Here is a 16,331-nt window from a genome sequence, read left to right on the forward strand (position 1 = left end):
TCTAGGACACAAGCTCCCACTGGAGGTAGTCTTCCCAATAGGCATTGGCCCAGGCGACACCATTAGTAATGTAGCGCCCAGTACCCCTACGAATGACCCAGCGGCCAATTTCTGGTGAAAACCAGACATCTTCATCACGAATATTACCCACCCGGAAAACGTCATTACTCTCAAAGTAAGGCATCTCATCATGGTATTTGAGCGTCAAAAATTGACCGGCAGGAACCTGGATCAACTCCCACTGGCTAGCTTTCATACTCATACCCCAGTAATAGATACCATCGGGGTAGCCAAGAACTTGATATTGCGTTTTGTAAAACTGGTTAAAACCAGATGTCAGTTGTTCGGGCCATAGAGGCATTGGCTTGATAAACTTTTGTGGCGGATTCCAGTGAGCATCTTGAAGTACGTATCCCCATGGACTTTGAATTTCATCAGGTAAAGGACCAGCTTTTGCGCCCGACCTCTGAATGCGAACCTGCTCACCGACCGAAACTACTCTCTCAGTAACAACATCCACCAATTCTTGGTTAAACACATTTCGTACGTTGTACACCCACTCTTGACCAATCTTCGGAGCGCGTGTAGTAGGCGCTGGAATGGGTTGAGTCGCAGGTACTCCACTTGGATAGAGTTGTGAAGAAATACAAGCAGATAGCAACAGACTTGCCGTCAGCAAGAATGCTGCGCGGAGTAAACGTTGATGCACTTTTATTTGTAGGAGGTGAGTTGCCACTGGAGGCTATCTTCCAAGTTAGGCATGCCTAACTGACCCTGAATCATGTAGGAACCTGAAGACTCCCGAGCGACCCAGCGACCAACACTAGGAGCAAACCAAATCGTTTCTTTACGAATGCAATTCACTTTGTTGTCATCATCACTTTCGTAGTTAATCAAGTTTTGATAACGCAAAGTCAGAAAGCTCCCAGCGGGCACGTTAACTTGCTCCCAACCATGAGCGCTCATATACAACTGCCATCCATAAGAGGCGTCCGGATATCTAGCCAATTTGTATTTAGTGCTGACTTGCTTATTCCAGCTTGCAGATAATTCTTGCGGCCAAAGCGGAATTGCTGGATTGAAGTTTATAACGCGTGACCAATGTGGATCTGTAATCACCATTCCCCACGGACCCTGCACCTCATTAGCAAGCTTTCCACCATTTTCGTCAGTGCGCTCGACCACAATTGTTGACCCAACTGAAGCAATGCGCTCAGTAACAAGCCCCAGATTTTTACCATCAAAAACGTTGCGCTTGATATAGGACCACTCTTGACCAACTTCTGGAGGGCGAACTGCAGGCAGAGGTTTAGGCTGGGCTACAGGTGTACCCCGTTCATATGAAAGCGGCACACCACAAGCTACTGGAACTAAAGCTGCTGAAGCAATGAAAGTGCGACGTGATAGTTTCATATTTTCCCCGTTATGCGTTGCAAGTGAATGATCTAATCTCTTGTTTCTATTAAATATTGTACTTAAAGATAGTCCTCAAATGAAGGTGTCTAGAGGCATTGGACTATTTTATTGCGGGCAACTTTTGACTGAGGAATTAACATGTCGCACTCATCAAACCAAGTATGCACTTCCTGCTCCAACCCAACGCCATGCATGAAGTTATAGATAGCCTTTTTAAGGCCTAGACCTAAAGCGTCATGATCAATACCACTGGGGTCATTAAACGCAATGTCATTCTTGGCAAAACTCACGGGAGGAAGTGGTATCAAGGTAATGCCGTATTCCTCTGGATTTTTACCAACAGGCGAATGAACAGTGCAAGTAAAGCGATGAAAAAATCCACTCTGAATACAGCCGTTTTCAAATAGCTGACGCACATACTCCAAAGCATCAACAGTCTCTTGAACAGTTTGTGTTGGAAATCCATACATCAAATAGGCATGCACCAAAATTCCTGCATCAGAAAATCCTTTTGTCACACGAGCTACCTGCTCTACAGTGACACCTTTTTTCATCAGATTGAGCAATCGATCAGATGCAACTTCCAAACCACCTGACATCGCAATACAGCCACTCTTGGCAAGTAGTTCTGCTAGGTCAGGGGTGAATGTTTTCTCGAAGCGAATATTGCCCCACCAAGAAATCATTACCTTGCGACGTAAGAGTTCTTCAGCAAGCGCTTTCAAGGCTTTCGGTGGTGCAGCTTCGTCAACAAAATGAAACCCTGTCTGACCAGTCTCGGTAACGATTTGCTCAATACGATCTACTAATAAGCTGGCTGATGCAGTCTCATACCGTGAAATGTAATCTAAGCTGACATCACAGAAGCTACACTTCTTCCAATAGCAGCCATGTGCCACCGTGAGCTTATTCCACCGACCATCACTCCAAAGCCGGTGCATCGGGTTAAGCATATCTAACAGCGACAAATAAGAATTTAAAGGCAAGTCGTCCCAAGTGGCGACCCCAACATCCTCAAATGGAATATCAGGCTCTTGCCAATTCATATATTGAACCTGACTGGCTGCGTTGCGAACGAAGGTACGAACCAATCGCTCTACTGACCTTTTGCCATCGAGATGCTCCAGGATATTAAGCAAAGGTCTCTCACCAGAATCTAAACTGATGAAGTCCACATAATCAAATAGGCGAGGCTCAGTAAGCTCGCGTAATTCAGTATTGACATAACCGCCACCTAAGGCAATCTTGATTTTTGGATATTTGGCTTTTATTGTTTGTGCAATTCGGAGGGCTGCATACATAGCACCCGGAAAAGGCACGGACAAAATAACAAGACTCGGTTGGTGTTTCTCTACCGCTTGGATTGTTAATTTCTGTAGCCTCAAATCCATTAAAGTAGGATGAGCTGCCAAAGCTTCAGCCAATGGGTTAAAAGTTGGCTGACTACTTGCGAGTGACTCTGCATAACGCACAAACTCAAAGCGATCATCTACAGCATCACGTAATACATCAGACAAATCATTGAGATAGATCGTTGCTAAATGACGCGCCCGGTCATGGGAACCCAGCGCCCCAAATGCCCATGCCAAAGGATCGGCAGAATCTTCATCATCATAGGCATCAAGGGAGAAGAAACGAGGGCCTTCTGGTAAAAAATCGCGGGTATTAATGCGATGACTCAAAGTGCTGTCGCGCCCCTGGAGAAATGCGATTACAGGCTCAATCGTATCTTGGTAGCTCTCAAAATAATCTAAGAAATAATTCACGCTAGCGCTGCGATCTTGTTCTGGCAGGGTAAGAGCTTGAGTATGTATCTCAGAGATACCTTGTGAGGTAAAGAAACTTAACACGAGAGCTAGCGCTAAATCCTCTTGTACCGCGTCAATCTGGCGAGATCTTAAGAAACCAGTGAGATAAGCAGTCGATGGATACGGCGTATTGAGCTGCGTCATCGGTGGGATCAGACTGAGAACCTTCATAGCGACTCCATCAGACTTAACTCTTCCGAAGTAAACCCAGCCTGCTTACGCGCTTCGATGTTGAATGGACCCCTTAGGACCGGTGCGTGATATTTCTTTGCGAGTTCTCTATATGCCGTGATCGGGGATACATTATCCCTAGCGCATAAGAAATTAAACCAGCGATTACCAATCAATACATGTCCAATTTCATCATTGAGAATAATCTCCAGAATTTCGACCGCCCTATCATCCTTGATTTGCTTAAACCGATCACGAATTCCTGGGACCGCATCCAAACCTCTTGCCTCCATCGTTCTTGGAACCAAAGCCATTCTAGCGATCACTGCATCTGTCGTTCTCTCAACCATCTCCCACAAACTGTTATGCGCTGGAAAATCACCGTAGGTAAATCCAAATGACTGAATGTGTTCATTCACCAAGCTGAAATGGTAAGCCTCTTCTTTAGCAACCTTTAACCAATCTTCATAGTATTGCTGAGGCATATCCGGAAAACGCCAGATGGCATCCAAAGCAAGATTCATGGCATTAAATTCAATATGCGCAAGCGAGTGCAATAGGATTGCCCTGCCTTGAACAGTAGTCATTCTTCTTTTTGGGGCTTGCAAAGGTGGAACGAGCTCTGGCTTGAGTGGACGTCCAGGCAGTATTAATTCTTGAGCGTCCAAGCTGGCAGAAAGATTTAAAGCAATGCGTTGATGCTGATACTCATCAAACAAGTGATATAGCTGACTTACCTTAGCTTGTACATCTGTGTTTGCCAAGATTTCGAGGGAAGTTTCTCGTAACTCGAGCATGGGTGATAGCAGGCTTAAATCGCCTACTCCCACTCAATGGTTGCCGGTGGTTTTCCGCTGATGTCGTAAACAACACGGTTGATGCCACGTACTTCATTAATGATGCGATTAGATACTTTACCCAATAATTCATGGGGTAAATGCGCCCAATGTGCGGTCATAAAGTCTTGTGTTTGTACTGCTCTGAGTGCCACAACATATTCGTATGTTCTGCCATCGCCCATCACACCTACTGACTTTACTGGCAAGAAGACGGCAAAAGCCTGACTTGTTAAGTCATACCAGGATTTTTGACTGACTTCATCGATCGTATTACGTAGCTCTTCAATGAAGATCGCATCGGCACGTTGCAGCAAACTAGCAAATTCTGCCTTTACTTCACCTAAGATGCGAACCCCAAGACCTGGCCCCGGGAATGGATGGCGATACACCATCTCACGGGGTAAACCTAGAGCAACACCGAGTTCACGCACTTCGTCTTTGAACAACTCACGCAATGGCTCAAGCAACTTAAGATGCATATCTTCAGGTAAGCCACCAACATTGTGATGACTCTTAATGGTGTGAGCACCCTTTTTACCTTTACCAGCAGATTCGATCACATCCGGATAAATAGTGCCTTGAGCAAGCCACTTGGCATTCTTTATTTTTCCCGACTCAGTCTGAAATATTTCGACGAACTCTTTGCCGATAATTTTGCGCTTCGCTTCTGGATCAGCAACGCCTGCCAGCTCGCCCATAAAAGTAGCGGCAGCATCGACACGAATGACTTTTACGCCGAGGTTGCGTGCAAACATCTCCATCACCATGTCGCCTTCGTTTAGACGAAGCAGGCCATGGTCAACAAACACACAAGTTAACTGATCACCAATAGCGCGATGAATGAGAGCCGCAGCAACACTGGAGTCCACACCACCCGACAAACCGAGAATGACTTCATCATCACCAACTTGCTTGCGAATATTTTCCACGGCCTCAGAGATGTAATCACCCATCACCCAGTCAGGCTTGCACTTGCAAATCTCATGCACAAAGCGCTCAATAATGGCGGTACCTTGAATCGTATGCGTCACTTCTGGATGAAACTGGAAGGCATAGAAACGGCGCTCTTCATCAGCCATACCAGCAATCGGGCAAGACTCGGTAGAGGCCATCAATTTAAATGATGGTGGCAGGGTCGTTACAGAATCACCATGACTCATCCACACCTTGAGAATGCCATGGCCTTCGCTGGTGGAAAAATCCTGAATACCTTTTAGTAGATTGGTGTGACCATGAGCACGAACTTCTGAGTAACCAAACTCACGGGCCTTGCCTAGAGACTCGGCAGAAGCTACCGCGCCACCCAATTGGTTTGCCATAGTCTGCATGCCATAACAAATACCAAGCACGGGAACACCGAGCTCAAACACAATTTGTGGAGCGCGAGGGCTGCCATCTTCGGTTACTGAACTTGGACCGCCAGAAAGAATGATTCCTTTGCCGCCCCGCTCTTGAATGAATTTACGAATAAATTCTGGATCGCAATCGTAGGGGTGAATCTCAGAATAGACACGTGCATCGCGCACGCGTCTTGCAATGAGTTGAGTTACCTGTGAACCAAAGTCGAGAATCAGTATTTTGTCGTGCACTAAAGAACAGCCTTCATTTAAGTCTTAATCAATATGGTAATTCGGCGCTTCCTTGGTGATCTTCACATCATGAACATGCGACTCGCGCACACCCGCTGAAGTGATTTCCACAAAATTGGCTTTCTCATGAAGTTCATCAATTGTTCGGCAACCTAAGTAACCCATGGATGAACGGATACCGCCAGTCAGTTGATGCAAGATCGCGAGCACGCTACCTTTGTAAGGTACCTGCCCCTCAATGCCTTCTGGCACGAGTTTTTCTGCATTCGCAACAATGTCGCTTTGGAAATAACGATCGGCAGAACCATCGGCCATTGCGCCCAAGGAACCCATGCCGCGGTAACTCTTGTATGAACGCCCTTGATACAAGAACACTTCACCGGGAGCCTCTTCTGTGCCAGCGAACATGCCACCCATCATGACCGAGCTTGCACCTGCTGCCAATGCTTTAGCAACGTCACCTGAGTAACGCACACCACCATCCGCAATTAACGGAATACCAGTACCTTTGAGCGCATTGGCTACATTCACAATCGCACTAATTTGCGGAACACCAACACCAGCAACAATACGCGTTGTGCAGATGGAGCCGGGGCCAATACCTACCTTCACGCCATCAGCACCATGATCAGCCAATGCTTTTGCAGCATCGCCAGTGGCAATGTTGCCGCCAATCACTTGAACTTGCGGATAATTCATCTTCACCCATTTGACGCGATCTAATACGCCCTGACTATGGCCATGGGCAGTGTCGACAACAATCACATCAACGCCAGCGCGAACTAAGAGTTCAATACGCTCATCATTATCTGGACCAACACCCACCGCAGCTCCGACGCGCAATTTACCTTCACTATCTTTACAAGCATTGGGATGCTCGGTCGCCTTCAGAATATCTTTAACGGTAATAAGTCCACGCAATTCAAACTTGTCATTAACAACCAGAACGCGCTCTAAGCGGTGGTGACTCATTAAACGTTTTGCTTCGTCTAATGTGCAGCCTTCTTTAACAGTAATGAGGCGCTCACGCGGCGTCATCTTGGTTTTTACCGGCGCATCCAAATCTTCTTCGAAGCGTAAGTCGCGGTTAGTAATAATGCCAACCACTTCTTTGCCAGTGAGAACTGGGAAACCAGAGAATCCGTGTTCACGTGATAACTGAATGACTTGACGCAAGGTAGCATCTGGACCAACAGTGATTGGATCACGCAGAACGCCAGATTCATAACGCTTCACCTTAGCCACTTCACGAGCTTGCTCTGACGGTGTGAGATTTTTATGAACAATGCCGATGCCGCCTTCGCTGGCCATGGCAATTGCCAAACGACCTTCCGTCACGGTATCCATCGCTGCAGATACCAATGGTGTATTGAGTGAAATATCTCGAGTTAACTTACTTGCCAGACTGGCATCTCGAGGGAGTACCGATGAATAAGCCGGTACGAGGAGCACATCGTCAAAAGTGAGTGCTTTTTGAATGAGTCGCATGCAAAACCCCTAGTCACAAAAACAGATTATAGCCTCCTAGCCTTTCTTTTAGCTGCGGCAGCTTGGAATTTGGCATCCTGGTTTTGATTGGCCTTCTTGCGACGTACCGTCTTGGGGTCAATTAAGAGCATGGAATAGAGCTCCAACCTATCGCCCTCATAAATAGGGCTATCCCAGTCTTTACGCTTACCAAACACCCCAAAACAACCCTTTCGAGCCAAAACAGGGTCTTCTGGACTTGTGGCAATGCCCACTTGGAGCAGTGCCTGCCCAACCGTAGCACTCCGACCATCTGCTAATTTGAGCTGAAATGACTGCAGTACAGGCTCGCCATTTCTAGCGTCACAGATGAAGATTTCAATAGATTTACTGGCCATAGATATCTTCAGCCCGCTTGACGAAGCAATCTACAAAGGTTCCTGCGATATGCCCAAAAACAGGCCCGATGATCTTATCGAGAATGCTGCTCTTAAATTCCCAATGGAGCTTAAATTCGACCTTACAGGCATCTTCCTTCAAGGGAATGAAATTCCACTGACCAGAAAAATGCTTAAAGGGGCCATCCACGAACACCATATCGATGGTTTCTGGGCAATGGTTGATATTACGGGTGTGGAAGTACTGAGTAATACCCTTGAACTTAATATTGATTTTGGCTTCTAAAACGGTTTCGGTTTGCTCAAAAATCTCTACACCGCCACACCAAGGCAGGAACTCGGGATAGCGAGCGACATCAGTTACCAAACCATACATTCGCTCGGCTGACTGCCCAATTAAAACGGTCTTGTAGACGTCTGCCATAATCGATCTTGAGAAGCTAAATAAATATGAGTATCGTCGATAACAAAAAAGCCTTCTTCGATTATTTTGTCGAGGAACGCTTCGAGGCAGGGCTGGTTCTAGAAGGCTGGGAAGTCAAAGCCATTCGGGCAGGTCGCGTGCACGTCAAGGAAGCGTATGTTGTCATTCGCAAGGCGGAGCTGTTTTTAATCGGATGTCATATCACCCCCCTGCTCTCAGCCTCTACCCACATCGTTCCAGATAGCACCCGCACCCGCAAGCTCCTGCTCAACGCCATCGAAATACGCAAGCTCATCGGTAAAGTAGAGCAAAAGGGCTACACCCTCGTCCCCTTAAACCTGCATTTCTCCAAAGGCAATGTTAAATGTGAGATTGGCTTGGCGCGTGGCAAGAAGCAACATGACAAGCGGGCTGCCACCAAAGAGCGGGAATGGGAAGTTCAAAAAGGTCGCATTGCCAGGGGCGACTTGAACGCCTAAAAAACGGTATAGACTATCCCTAGGGCTAATAGGGTCAAATCCGAACATTTATGCACTATAAAAGTGCATATCAGCACCAAGCTGCTTCAAACTATTAAAATCAATCCATCCAAAGGCATTAGTTTGTAACTATGAAATCGCCTTTTGATGAAATGCTCGATGCCACAGGCAAAGCGCGACCCCACTACCAAGTTTTCCATAACTGGCTAAAACAGCAAAGTGACACCCTGATGGGTCTCAAGCGAGCTGAGGCTGACCTGATCTTTCGTCGGGTTGGCATTACCTTCGCTGTCTACGGAGACGATCTGGGGTCCGAGAGAACCATTCCGTTTGACCAAGTCCCTAGAATCTTTGCTGCAAAAGAATGGGAACAGCTTGAGGCTGGCTTACGTCAACGTGTAAAAGCGCTCAACTGCTTTATCTACGACGTGTACCACGACGAAAACATTATCAAAGCAGGCATTGTCCCTGCTGAGCAAATTTTTAACAATGCGCAATACCGTCCCGAGATGCGCAATGTCAGTGTGTCACGTGATATTTACGCACAGATTGCAGGGATCGATATTGTTCGCGCCGGTGAAGGCGAGTTCTACGTTCTTGAAGATAACTTACGCGTTCCTTCTGGTGTCTCTTATATGGTGGAAGACCGCAAGATGATGATGCGTCTCTTCCCGGATCTGTTTCAGAAATACCGTGTCGCACCGGTTGAACACTATCCCGACTTATTGCTGGAGTGCCTCAAGTCCGTCAAACCAGATGATGTCAAAAAACCAAATGTCGTGGTGCTCACGCCAGGCATGTACAACTCAGCCTACTTTGAACACAGTTACCTCGCACAACAAATGGGTGTTGAGCTAGTAGAAGGTAAAGATTTGTTCGTGAAGAATGAACAAGTCTTTATGCGTACAACCCAAGGTCCAGAACGTGTTGATGTCATTTATCGCCGCGTCGATGATGACTTCCTGGATCCACTTGCGTTTCGCTCAGATTCGACTCTTGGTGTTGCCGGACTTCTCTCTGCACATCGCGCCGGTAATGTGACCCTAGCGAATGCGATTGGTACTGGAATAGCCGATGACAAATCGATCTACCCTTATGTTCCAGAGATGATCGAGTTTTACCTTGGTGAGAAACCTATTCTTAATAATGTGCCGACTTTCCAATGTCGTAAACCAGATGACCTGGCATACACACTTGCCAACCTTGAAAAGCTGGTTGTTAAACTGACTCATGGTGCTGGTGGCTACGGCATGTTGGTTGGACCAGCTTCGACAAAAGCGGAGATTGAAGCGTTTCGCGGTCATTTGATTGCTAACCCTGATAAATATATTGCTCAGCCCACACTAGCGCTCTCCACCTGCCCTACCTTTGTGGAATCCGGCATTGCTCCAAGACATATTGATTTAAGACCATTCGTATTGTCTGGGAAAACCATCAAGATGGTTCCCGGCGGATTAACCCGCGTGGCTCTTAAAGAAGGTTCTTTAGTCGTGAACTCCTCCCAAGGTGGCGGCACTAAAGATACCTGGGTTCTAGAAGAATAAGGCGGAGAAAAGAATATGCTGAGTCGTACCGCTGATTGTTTGTATTGGATGGCTCGTTATACCGAGCGTGCAGAGAACACCGCTCGCATGCTCGATGTGAATCATCAGACATCCCTATTGCCGCAACCCGAAGAGTTCTTAGAGCAAAGCTGGAGAAAGCTTCTCACCATCTCCAAGCTCGAAGAAGCTTTCATGAGTCAATACGATGTTGTCAATCGAGAGAATGTCTTGGATTTCATGATCTATGAAACCAGCAATCCCTCGAGCATCGTCTCCTGTCTCTTTGCGGCGCGTGAGAATGCTCGTGTCATACGCGGCAAGATCACTTCCGAAGTTTGGGAAACACAAAATACCACTTGGTTGGAGTTGCAGCGCATTCTGGAAGCCAGAAATCAGGCCGATCCAAGTCGCCTACTAGAATGGGTCAAGCATCGTTGCCACCTATTTAGAGGTGTAATGCATGGGACCATGCTGAAGAATGAAGCCTTCTACTTTATGAGTGTTGGCACCCTCTTAGAGCGCGCTGATAACACTGCCCGCATCTTAGAAACAAAATACGAAGACCAGGCATCACTCAAAGCGCTACGTGCTGAAAACAAATCTGACGATGAAGCGGGTGTGGATTTCTTTGATTTCTACCACTGGGCCGCTCTACTTCGCTCCGTGTCTGCTTTTGAAATCTACCGTCAAATTTATTCAGATCAGGTCACACCAAAGCAAGTTGCCCAATTACTGATCTTTAACAAGCAAATGCCTCGCTCATTAGTGTGCTGCGTCAACGAGTTAATCCCACTCATATCTGAGATGAAGAATCAGCAATCGAAAGAAATTGAGCGCTTGCTTGGAAAACTCAAGGCAAGTCTAGACTACTCAGATATCGATGAGGTCTTTTCTCAGGGTTTAGAAGAGTTCATTGAGCAATTTTTAGAGCGTATCAATCACATCGCAGATGAGTTCAGTAATGCCTATCTCATTCCATTGGCAGTGGCCTAAGTACCAACAAAGAGTATATGTATCTCAAGATCCGTCATCGCACCGAATATCGTTATGAAACCCCAGTGCATTATTCAATTCAAGAATTACGCTTGACCCCACCACACGTGGCTGGTCAGCAGATTGAAAAATGGAAGGTCAGTACACCGATTAAATCTACTGTTTCTCAGGATGCTTTTGGCAATACCTGCAGCGCCTTTGTTCAAGAGACTCCCTACACTTCAATGATGATTGAGGCTGAAGGGGAAGTAAGAACTCAAGGCGCTTTTGAATATATTGATGACTCAAAAGCTGTCTCCCCGTACTATCTACTGCAACAAACCAATCTCACCGAGCCCTCTGAAGAAATGATCTCTTACTTTGAGGGCAAATTACCGAAGCAGCATTCTGTTGATGCGGTGCTTAAGCTAGCAGCTGCGGTTCAAGAAGCGATTACTTATGTCCCTGGACAAACGAATTTCGCAACGACGGCAGCCCAATCCTTTGCCATGAAATCGGGTGTTTGCCAGGATCATGCGCACGTCATGCTGGGACTCTGCCGCGCCTCCGGAATTCCTGCGCGCTATGTTAGCGGTTATTTCTTTGCAGAAGAGTCCCCTAACCTTGCAAGCCATGCCTGGATTGATTTTTGCAGTGATGTCGACAAAGGCTTATGGACTAGCATTGATATCACTCACGCTTGTTTGGTAGATTCTCGCCATATTCGCTTAGCGATTGGTCGGGATTACTACTCTGCTGCCCCAGTCAAAGGGGTTCGCTCTGGAGGCGGAGGCGAAGAACTCAGTGCCAGTATCTCGATCCAGCAATTAACTTAAGCTCACTCAAGTTAAGAGATAATTCCAAGGAATTCATTAAAGGGGTTGTGGGATGACGTATTGCGTTGGACTTTGTCTAAAAGATGGTCTAGTTTTTTTATCTGACTCCCGCACCAATGCTGGCGTTGATCAAATCGGCACTTTCAGAAAAATGACATTGTTTCAAAAGAACAATGATCGCTTTTTTACCCTTATGAGCGCTGGGAATCTTGCGATCACCCAAGCCGTTAAAGAAATCCTGCTCCAAGGTCAGTTACTTAACGAAGAAAATCTTTGGACTGTTAAAAACTCACACGATGCTGCCGTAGTGGTGGGCGATGCAGTCAAGCAGGTCTATGAGCGCGAACATAAATCACTTGAAAAAGCTGGTATTGATTTCAATTGCAATCTGATATTTGGCGGTCAAATCAAAGGTGAGCGCCCGCGTCTTTTTAATATTTATTCTGCCGGCAACTTCATTGAGGCAACTCCAGAGACCTGTTACTTCCAAATTGGGGAATCTAAATATGGCAAACCGATCTTGGATCGCGTCTTAAATCATTCCACCCCACTCAATCTCGCGACCAAATGCGCCTTAATCTCCATGGACTCAACACTCAATAGTAATATTTCTGTTGGTCTACCATTGGACCTATTGGTGTACGAGAAGAATTCTTTGAAGCCAACTAAGTTGGTTACCGTGGATGAATCTAATCCCTACTATAAGATGATTCATCAACACTGGGGCGAGAAGCTGCGAGAGGCTTTCAACTCAATTGCAGAGCCAAGCTGGAGTGGTGCTCATAAAGCCAGTGCCATCTCTACACCTGCTAAAAAAATGGGTGCTGTTCCCATCAACCATCAGCCGCCAAAGATCATTGTAAAAAAAGTTGGGGCTCGTGTTGCTACAAAATCTAGTGCACCAACAAAAAACTTGTTAAAAAAATAAAGTCTTAGATTTACAACCAATCTTTTGTGGATACAAAAAGGCCCAGTGTGTACTGGGCCTTTTTACTTCATCAATTTACTGCTGAAACTTGCGTCTGCTCCCTACTTCTTGCCCAACATTTCCCAGGTTGCAATAACGCTATCTGGATTCAATGAGATTGAAGTAATTCCCTTCTCGACTAACCAGCGAGCAAAGTCTGGGTGATCTGAAGGGCCCTGACCACAAATACCAACATACTTGTTTTGCTTGCGGCAAGCATCAATAGAGCGCGCAATCATAAATTCCACCGCAGGATCGCGTTCGTCAAAGTCGATCGCCAACAATTCCATTCCAGAATCACGATCTAGACCTAGAGTTAACTGAGTCATATCGTTAGAGCCAATGGAGAAACCATCAAAGTGCTCGAGGAATTGATCGGCCAAAATCGCATTCGACGGAATCTCGCACATCATGATGAGGCGCAAGCCATTAACACCACGTTTGAGACCGAGCTTCTCCATCATGTCAATGACGCGCTCAGCTTGCTTGATCGTGCGTACGAACGGGACCATGATCTCTACGTTATCAAGACCCATGTCTTCACGAACGCGTTTCATTGCCGCACATTCCATAGCGAAAGCCTCGCCAAAGTCTGCAGAAACATAACGTGATGCACCGCGGAAGCCCAACATTGGGTTTTCTTCATCAGGTTCGTAGCGTGATCCACCAATGAGTTTCTTGTACTCGTTTGACTTAAAGTCAGACAAACGCACAATCACCGGCTTCGGATAGAAGGCTGCCGCAATCGTTGCTACACCCTCAACCAATTTATCTTCGTAGAACTGGCGTGGACTTGCGTAACCACGAGCAACACTCTCCACTGCACGCTTGAGGTCGGGATCAATATTTGGGTACTCCAATACGGCGCGTGGATGCACACCAATATAGTTATTGATGATGAACTCGAGACGCGCTAAACCAACACCTGCATTCGGAATCTGACAGAAGTCAAATGCCAACTGTGGGTTACCAATGTTCATGGTGATCTTGACTGGAATATCAGGCAGTACCCCACGGGAAATTTCAGTGACTTCGGTTTCGATCAAGCCATCATAGATATGGCCTTCGTCACCCTCTGCACAAGAAACTGTCACCATCATGCCGTCTTGCAAATGCTCAGTGGCATCGCCACAACCGACTACTGCAGGAACACCCAGCTCACGAGCAATAATCGCAGCGTGACAAGTACGACCACCGCGATTGGTAATAATCGCAGCAGCGCGTTTCATTACCGGCTCCCAGTTCGGGTCTGTCATATCAGCAACCAATACGTCACCGGGCTGAACGCGATCCATTTCGCTTGGGTCCCGAATAATACGGACGGGACCTGCGCCAATCTTTTGACCAATGGCACGACCTTTAGCCAATACCTTAGAGCTACCCTTGAGCTTGTAGCGCATCTCTACCTGGCCAGCAGCTTGACTCTTGACTGTCTCTGGACGAGCTTGCAGGATATAAATGCGGCCATCTTGACCGTCTTTACCCCACTCAATATCCATTGGACGGCCATAGTGTTTTTCGATGATGACTGCATATTTAGCCAACTCAGTAATATCAGCATCTTCCAACGAAAAGCGGTTGCGTTTTTCTGGGGTGACATCAACGGTTTGCACTTTCTCAGCAGAACCTGCTGGAGCAAATTGCATCTGAATTAATTTAGAGCCTAAAGAGCGACGAATAATCGCTTTCTTATCTTGCGCCAAAGTAGTCTTGAAAACATAGAACTCGTCTGGGTTGACTGCACCTTGAACGACAGTCTCGCCTAAGCCATAGCTTGAGGTAATAAAGACCACATCTTCAAAGCCAGACTCTGTATCCAATGTAAACATCACGCCGGCTGCACCCAAATCTGAGCGTACCATCCGCTGAATACCGGCAGATAAGGCTACTTCAGCATGAGCAAAGCCTTTATGAACCCGATAAGAAATAGCGCGATCGTTATATAGCGAGGCGAATACTTCGCGAATCTTTTTCAGGACATCATCAATGCCCTCAACATTCAGGAAAGTCTCTTGCTGACCAGCAAAAGAGGCATCAGGCAAATCTTCAGCAGTAGCAGATGAGCGCACTGCAAATGAACCTTTTCCAGAATCGTCCAAGGTTTTGAACGCTGTGCGGATTTCTTCATCCAAACGTGCTTGAAATGGTGCAGTCTCAATCCATTCTCGAATCTCAGCACCCGCTTGGGCAAGAGCGCGAACATCATCGATATTGAGGTTTTCTAGACGCTTTCGAATGCGCTCAGTGAGATTGTTATGTTCCAAGAAATCTCGGAAAGCCAATGCGGTGGTTGCAAAACCAGTTGGAACACGAACGCCCGTAGAGGACAACTGAGAAATCATTTCACCAAGGGAAGCATTCTTACCGCCAACGGACTCAACATCCGTCATTCGAAGCTGCTCAAAAGGTAAAACGTAGGCATTTGCCACACTACTATTTTGTTGCTGTTGGTTGGACATAAAATACTCTCTAAAGATAAGGAAACTGGTCTAGCGGCCACTCAAAATGGGGCATACTTCATTAACTTTCTATTGTAGTGCTGACCTCGACTTTTAGGCCATTCTCATGACTACCCAAACCCGTATTGTTTTTATTGTTTCTGATGGCACAGGCATTACCGCCGAGAACTTCAGCCAGTCGATTTTGGCCCAATTTGAGGCCACTTTTAAGCACATTCGCGTCCCTTTTGTGGATAGCGTTGATAAGGCCCGCGATGCCGTCAGCAACATCAACCAAGCCGCCTCTAAATATGGGGTTCCACCGATTGTTTTCACCACTTTGGTGAATCCGGAACTCAATGCCATCGTCGGCAAAGCAAACGGCTTGGTTTTGGATATGTTCCAGACCTTTGTGGCACCCCTTGAAAACGCACTGGGCATCAAATCCACCCACGCCATGAACCGCCTGCACCACAATGCCGACACCGATGCGTACAGAGACCGGATTGAAGCGATTAACTACTCCCTAGCCCATGATGATGGTCAGTCCAATAAAAACCTGGCAGAAGCGGATGTCATCCTGGTTGGGATTTCTAGGGTGGGTAAAACGCCTACGAGTCTTTATTTGGCCATGCAATATGGATTAAAGGCAGCAAACTATCCCCTCATCCCTGAAGACTTTGAGCGAGGCCATCTTCCTAAAGATCTTGTTCCCTATCGCAGCAAAATATTTGGTCTGATGATTGATGCGGAAAGGTTGTCGCAAATTCGTAATGAGCGCCGCCCGGGAAGCAATTACGCCAAGCTTGAAAATTGCCGTTATGAAATCAATGAAGCCACTTCAATGATGAAGAAAGAATCCATTCCATGGGTTGTCACTACCAGCAAATCCATCGAAGAAATTGCCACTACGGTCTTGCAGGCAATTAAATCTGATAAAACGATTTTGGGTTAGATTGATGTTTTCTGATGCCCGTTTTTGA

General features: G+C 46.6%; 15 protein-coding genes. 6 read left to right on the forward strand and 9 right to left on the reverse strand.

What is annotated here, in order from left to right; translation table 11 throughout:
• Nucleotide 1: 1 nt before the first annotated feature.
• From ICN49_RS10710 to ICN49_RS10745, 8 genes are all read right to left on the reverse strand, one after another.
• Nucleotides 2–736 carry a hypothetical protein gene (locus ICN49_RS10710; protein ID WP_369411535.1) on the reverse strand — a complete coding sequence of 245 codons (735 nt, stop codon included), beginning with the start codon at nt 734–736 and terminating at the stop codon, nt 2–4.
• Nucleotides 712–1,413, reverse strand: a complete 702-nt coding sequence (locus ICN49_RS10715; RefSeq protein WP_216168063.1) for a hypothetical protein — start codon at nt 1,411–1,413, stop codon at nt 712–714. Before ICN49_RS10715 ends, ICN49_RS10710 begins: the two co-directional genes overlap by 25 nt.
• Nucleotides 1,414–1,502: 89 nt before the next feature.
• Nucleotides 1,503–3,395: a B12-binding domain-containing radical SAM protein gene (locus tag ICN49_RS10720; RefSeq protein WP_216168064.1), complete on the reverse strand. Its 1,893-nt coding sequence runs from the start codon at nt 3,393–3,395 to the stop codon at nt 1,503–1,505.
• Complete coding sequence (locus ICN49_RS10725) at nt 3,392–4,192, reverse strand: ferritin-like domain-containing protein (protein ID WP_216168080.1); 801 nt, start codon at nt 4,190–4,192, stop codon at nt 3,392–3,394. Before ICN49_RS10725 ends, ICN49_RS10720 begins: the two co-directional genes overlap by 4 nt.
• Nucleotides 4,193–4,215: 23 nt before the next feature.
• Nucleotides 4,216–5,823, reverse strand: a complete 1,608-nt coding sequence (guaA, locus tag ICN49_RS10730; protein ID WP_216168065.1) for a glutamine-hydrolyzing GMP synthase — start codon at nt 5,821–5,823, stop codon at nt 4,216–4,218.
• A 24-nt stretch (nt 5,824–5,847) separates the two neighbouring features.
• Complete coding sequence (gene guaB / locus ICN49_RS10735) at nt 5,848–7,311, reverse strand: IMP dehydrogenase (protein WP_216168066.1); 1,464 nt, start codon at nt 7,309–7,311, stop codon at nt 5,848–5,850.
• A gap of 26 nt (nt 7,312–7,337) precedes the next feature.
• Nucleotides 7,338–7,688 (reverse strand): RnfH family protein, encoded by a 351-nt coding sequence (locus ICN49_RS10740; protein ID WP_216168067.1) that lies wholly within the window; start codon nt 7,686–7,688, stop codon nt 7,338–7,340.
• Nucleotides 7,678–8,112: a type II toxin-antitoxin system RatA family toxin gene (locus tag ICN49_RS10745; protein WP_216168068.1), complete on the reverse strand. Its 435-nt coding sequence runs from the start codon at nt 8,110–8,112 to the stop codon at nt 7,678–7,680. Before ICN49_RS10745 ends, ICN49_RS10740 begins: the two co-directional genes overlap by 11 nt.
• A 26-nt stretch (nt 8,113–8,138) precedes the next feature.
• On the opposite strand from ICN49_RS10745, the gene smpB reads away from it, so the two are divergent.
• From smpB to ICN49_RS10770, 5 genes are all read left to right on the forward strand, one after another.
• The gene (gene smpB / locus ICN49_RS10750; RefSeq protein ID WP_216168069.1) at nt 8,139–8,591 is read left to right on the forward strand and encodes an SsrA-binding protein SmpB; all 453 of its coding nucleotides are present in this window, start codon (nt 8,139–8,141) and stop codon (nt 8,589–8,591) included.
• A gap of 131 nt (nt 8,592–8,722) precedes the next feature.
• Nucleotides 8,723–10,135: a circularly permuted type 2 ATP-grasp protein gene (locus tag ICN49_RS10755; RefSeq protein WP_216168070.1), complete on the forward strand. Its 1,413-nt coding sequence runs from the start codon at nt 8,723–8,725 to the stop codon at nt 10,133–10,135.
• A gap of 15 nt (nt 10,136–10,150) precedes the next feature.
• A complete protein-coding gene (locus ICN49_RS10760; protein ID WP_216168071.1) occupies nt 10,151–11,128 on the forward strand; it encodes an alpha-E domain-containing protein in 978 nt (325 codons plus the stop codon).
• 17 nt (nt 11,129–11,145) lie between these two features.
• Nucleotides 11,146–11,943, forward strand: a complete 798-nt coding sequence (locus ICN49_RS10765) for a transglutaminase family protein (RefSeq protein ID WP_216168072.1) — start codon at nt 11,146–11,148, stop codon at nt 11,941–11,943.
• A gap of 52 nt (nt 11,944–11,995) precedes the next feature.
• A complete protein-coding gene (locus ICN49_RS10770) occupies nt 11,996–12,871 on the forward strand; it encodes a proteasome-type protease (protein WP_255535513.1) in 876 nt (291 codons plus the stop codon).
• Nucleotides 12,872–12,972: 101 nt separating this feature from the next.
• Here ICN49_RS10770 and ppsA read toward each other — a convergent pair whose 3' ends face one another.
• Entirely contained in the window at nt 12,973–15,369 is a 2,397-nt protein-coding gene (gene ppsA / locus ICN49_RS10775; protein WP_216168073.1) for a phosphoenolpyruvate synthase, read from the reverse strand.
• Between the two features lie 106 nt (nt 15,370–15,475).
• On the opposite strand from ppsA, the gene ppsR reads away from it, so the two are divergent.
• Nucleotides 15,476–16,303, forward strand: a complete 828-nt coding sequence (gene ppsR / locus ICN49_RS10780) for a posphoenolpyruvate synthetase regulatory kinase/phosphorylase PpsR (RefSeq protein ID WP_216168074.1) — start codon at nt 15,476–15,478, stop codon at nt 16,301–16,303.
• The last annotated feature ends 28 nt before the right edge of the window (nt 16,304–16,331 follow it).

This window comes from Polynucleobacter finlandensis (assembly GCF_018881755.1).
GTDB classification, from domain to species: domain Bacteria; phylum Pseudomonadota; class Gammaproteobacteria; order Burkholderiales; family Burkholderiaceae; genus Polynucleobacter; species Polynucleobacter finlandensis.

Bases quoted from the DNA above. Each gene is read 5' to 3' on its own strand.
- ICN49_RS10755 (WP_216168070.1), top strand. From the start codon at position 8,723: ATGAAATCGCCTTTTGATGAAATGCTCGATGCCACAGGCAAAGCGCGA.
- ppsA (WP_216168073.1), bottom strand. From the start codon at position 15,369: ATGTCCAACCAACAGCAACAAAATAGTAGTGTGGCAAATGCCTACGTT.
- ICN49_RS10715 (WP_216168063.1), bottom strand. From the start codon at position 1,413: ATGAAACTATCACGTCGCACTTTCATTGCTTCAGCAGCTTTAGTTCCA.
- ICN49_RS10745 (WP_216168068.1), bottom strand. From the start codon at position 8,112: ATGGCAGACGTCTACAAGACCGTTTTAATTGGGCAGTCAGCCGAGCGA.
- ICN49_RS10725 (WP_216168080.1), bottom strand. From the start codon at position 4,192: ATGCTCGAGTTACGAGAAACTTCCCTCGAAATCTTGGCAAACACAGAT.
- ICN49_RS10765 (WP_216168072.1), top strand. From the start codon at position 11,146: ATGTATCTCAAGATCCGTCATCGCACCGAATATCGTTATGAAACCCCA.
- ICN49_RS10760 (WP_216168071.1), top strand. From the start codon at position 10,151: ATGCTGAGTCGTACCGCTGATTGTTTGTATTGGATGGCTCGTTATACC.
- ppsR (WP_216168074.1), top strand. From the start codon at position 15,476: ATGACTACCCAAACCCGTATTGTTTTTATTGTTTCTGATGGCACAGGC.
- ICN49_RS10720 (WP_216168064.1), bottom strand. From the start codon at position 3,395: ATGAAGGTTCTCAGTCTGATCCCACCGATGACGCAGCTCAATACGCCG.
- ICN49_RS10770 (WP_255535513.1), top strand. From the start codon at position 11,996: ATGACGTATTGCGTTGGACTTTGTCTAAAAGATGGTCTAGTTTTTTTA.
- ICN49_RS10740 (WP_216168067.1), bottom strand. From the start codon at position 7,688: ATGGCCAGTAAATCTATTGAAATCTTCATCTGTGACGCTAGAAATGGC.
- smpB (WP_216168069.1), top strand. From the start codon at position 8,139: ATGAGTATCGTCGATAACAAAAAAGCCTTCTTCGATTATTTTGTCGAG.
- guaB (WP_216168066.1), bottom strand. From the start codon at position 7,311: ATGCGACTCATTCAAAAAGCACTCACTTTTGACGATGTGCTCCTCGTA.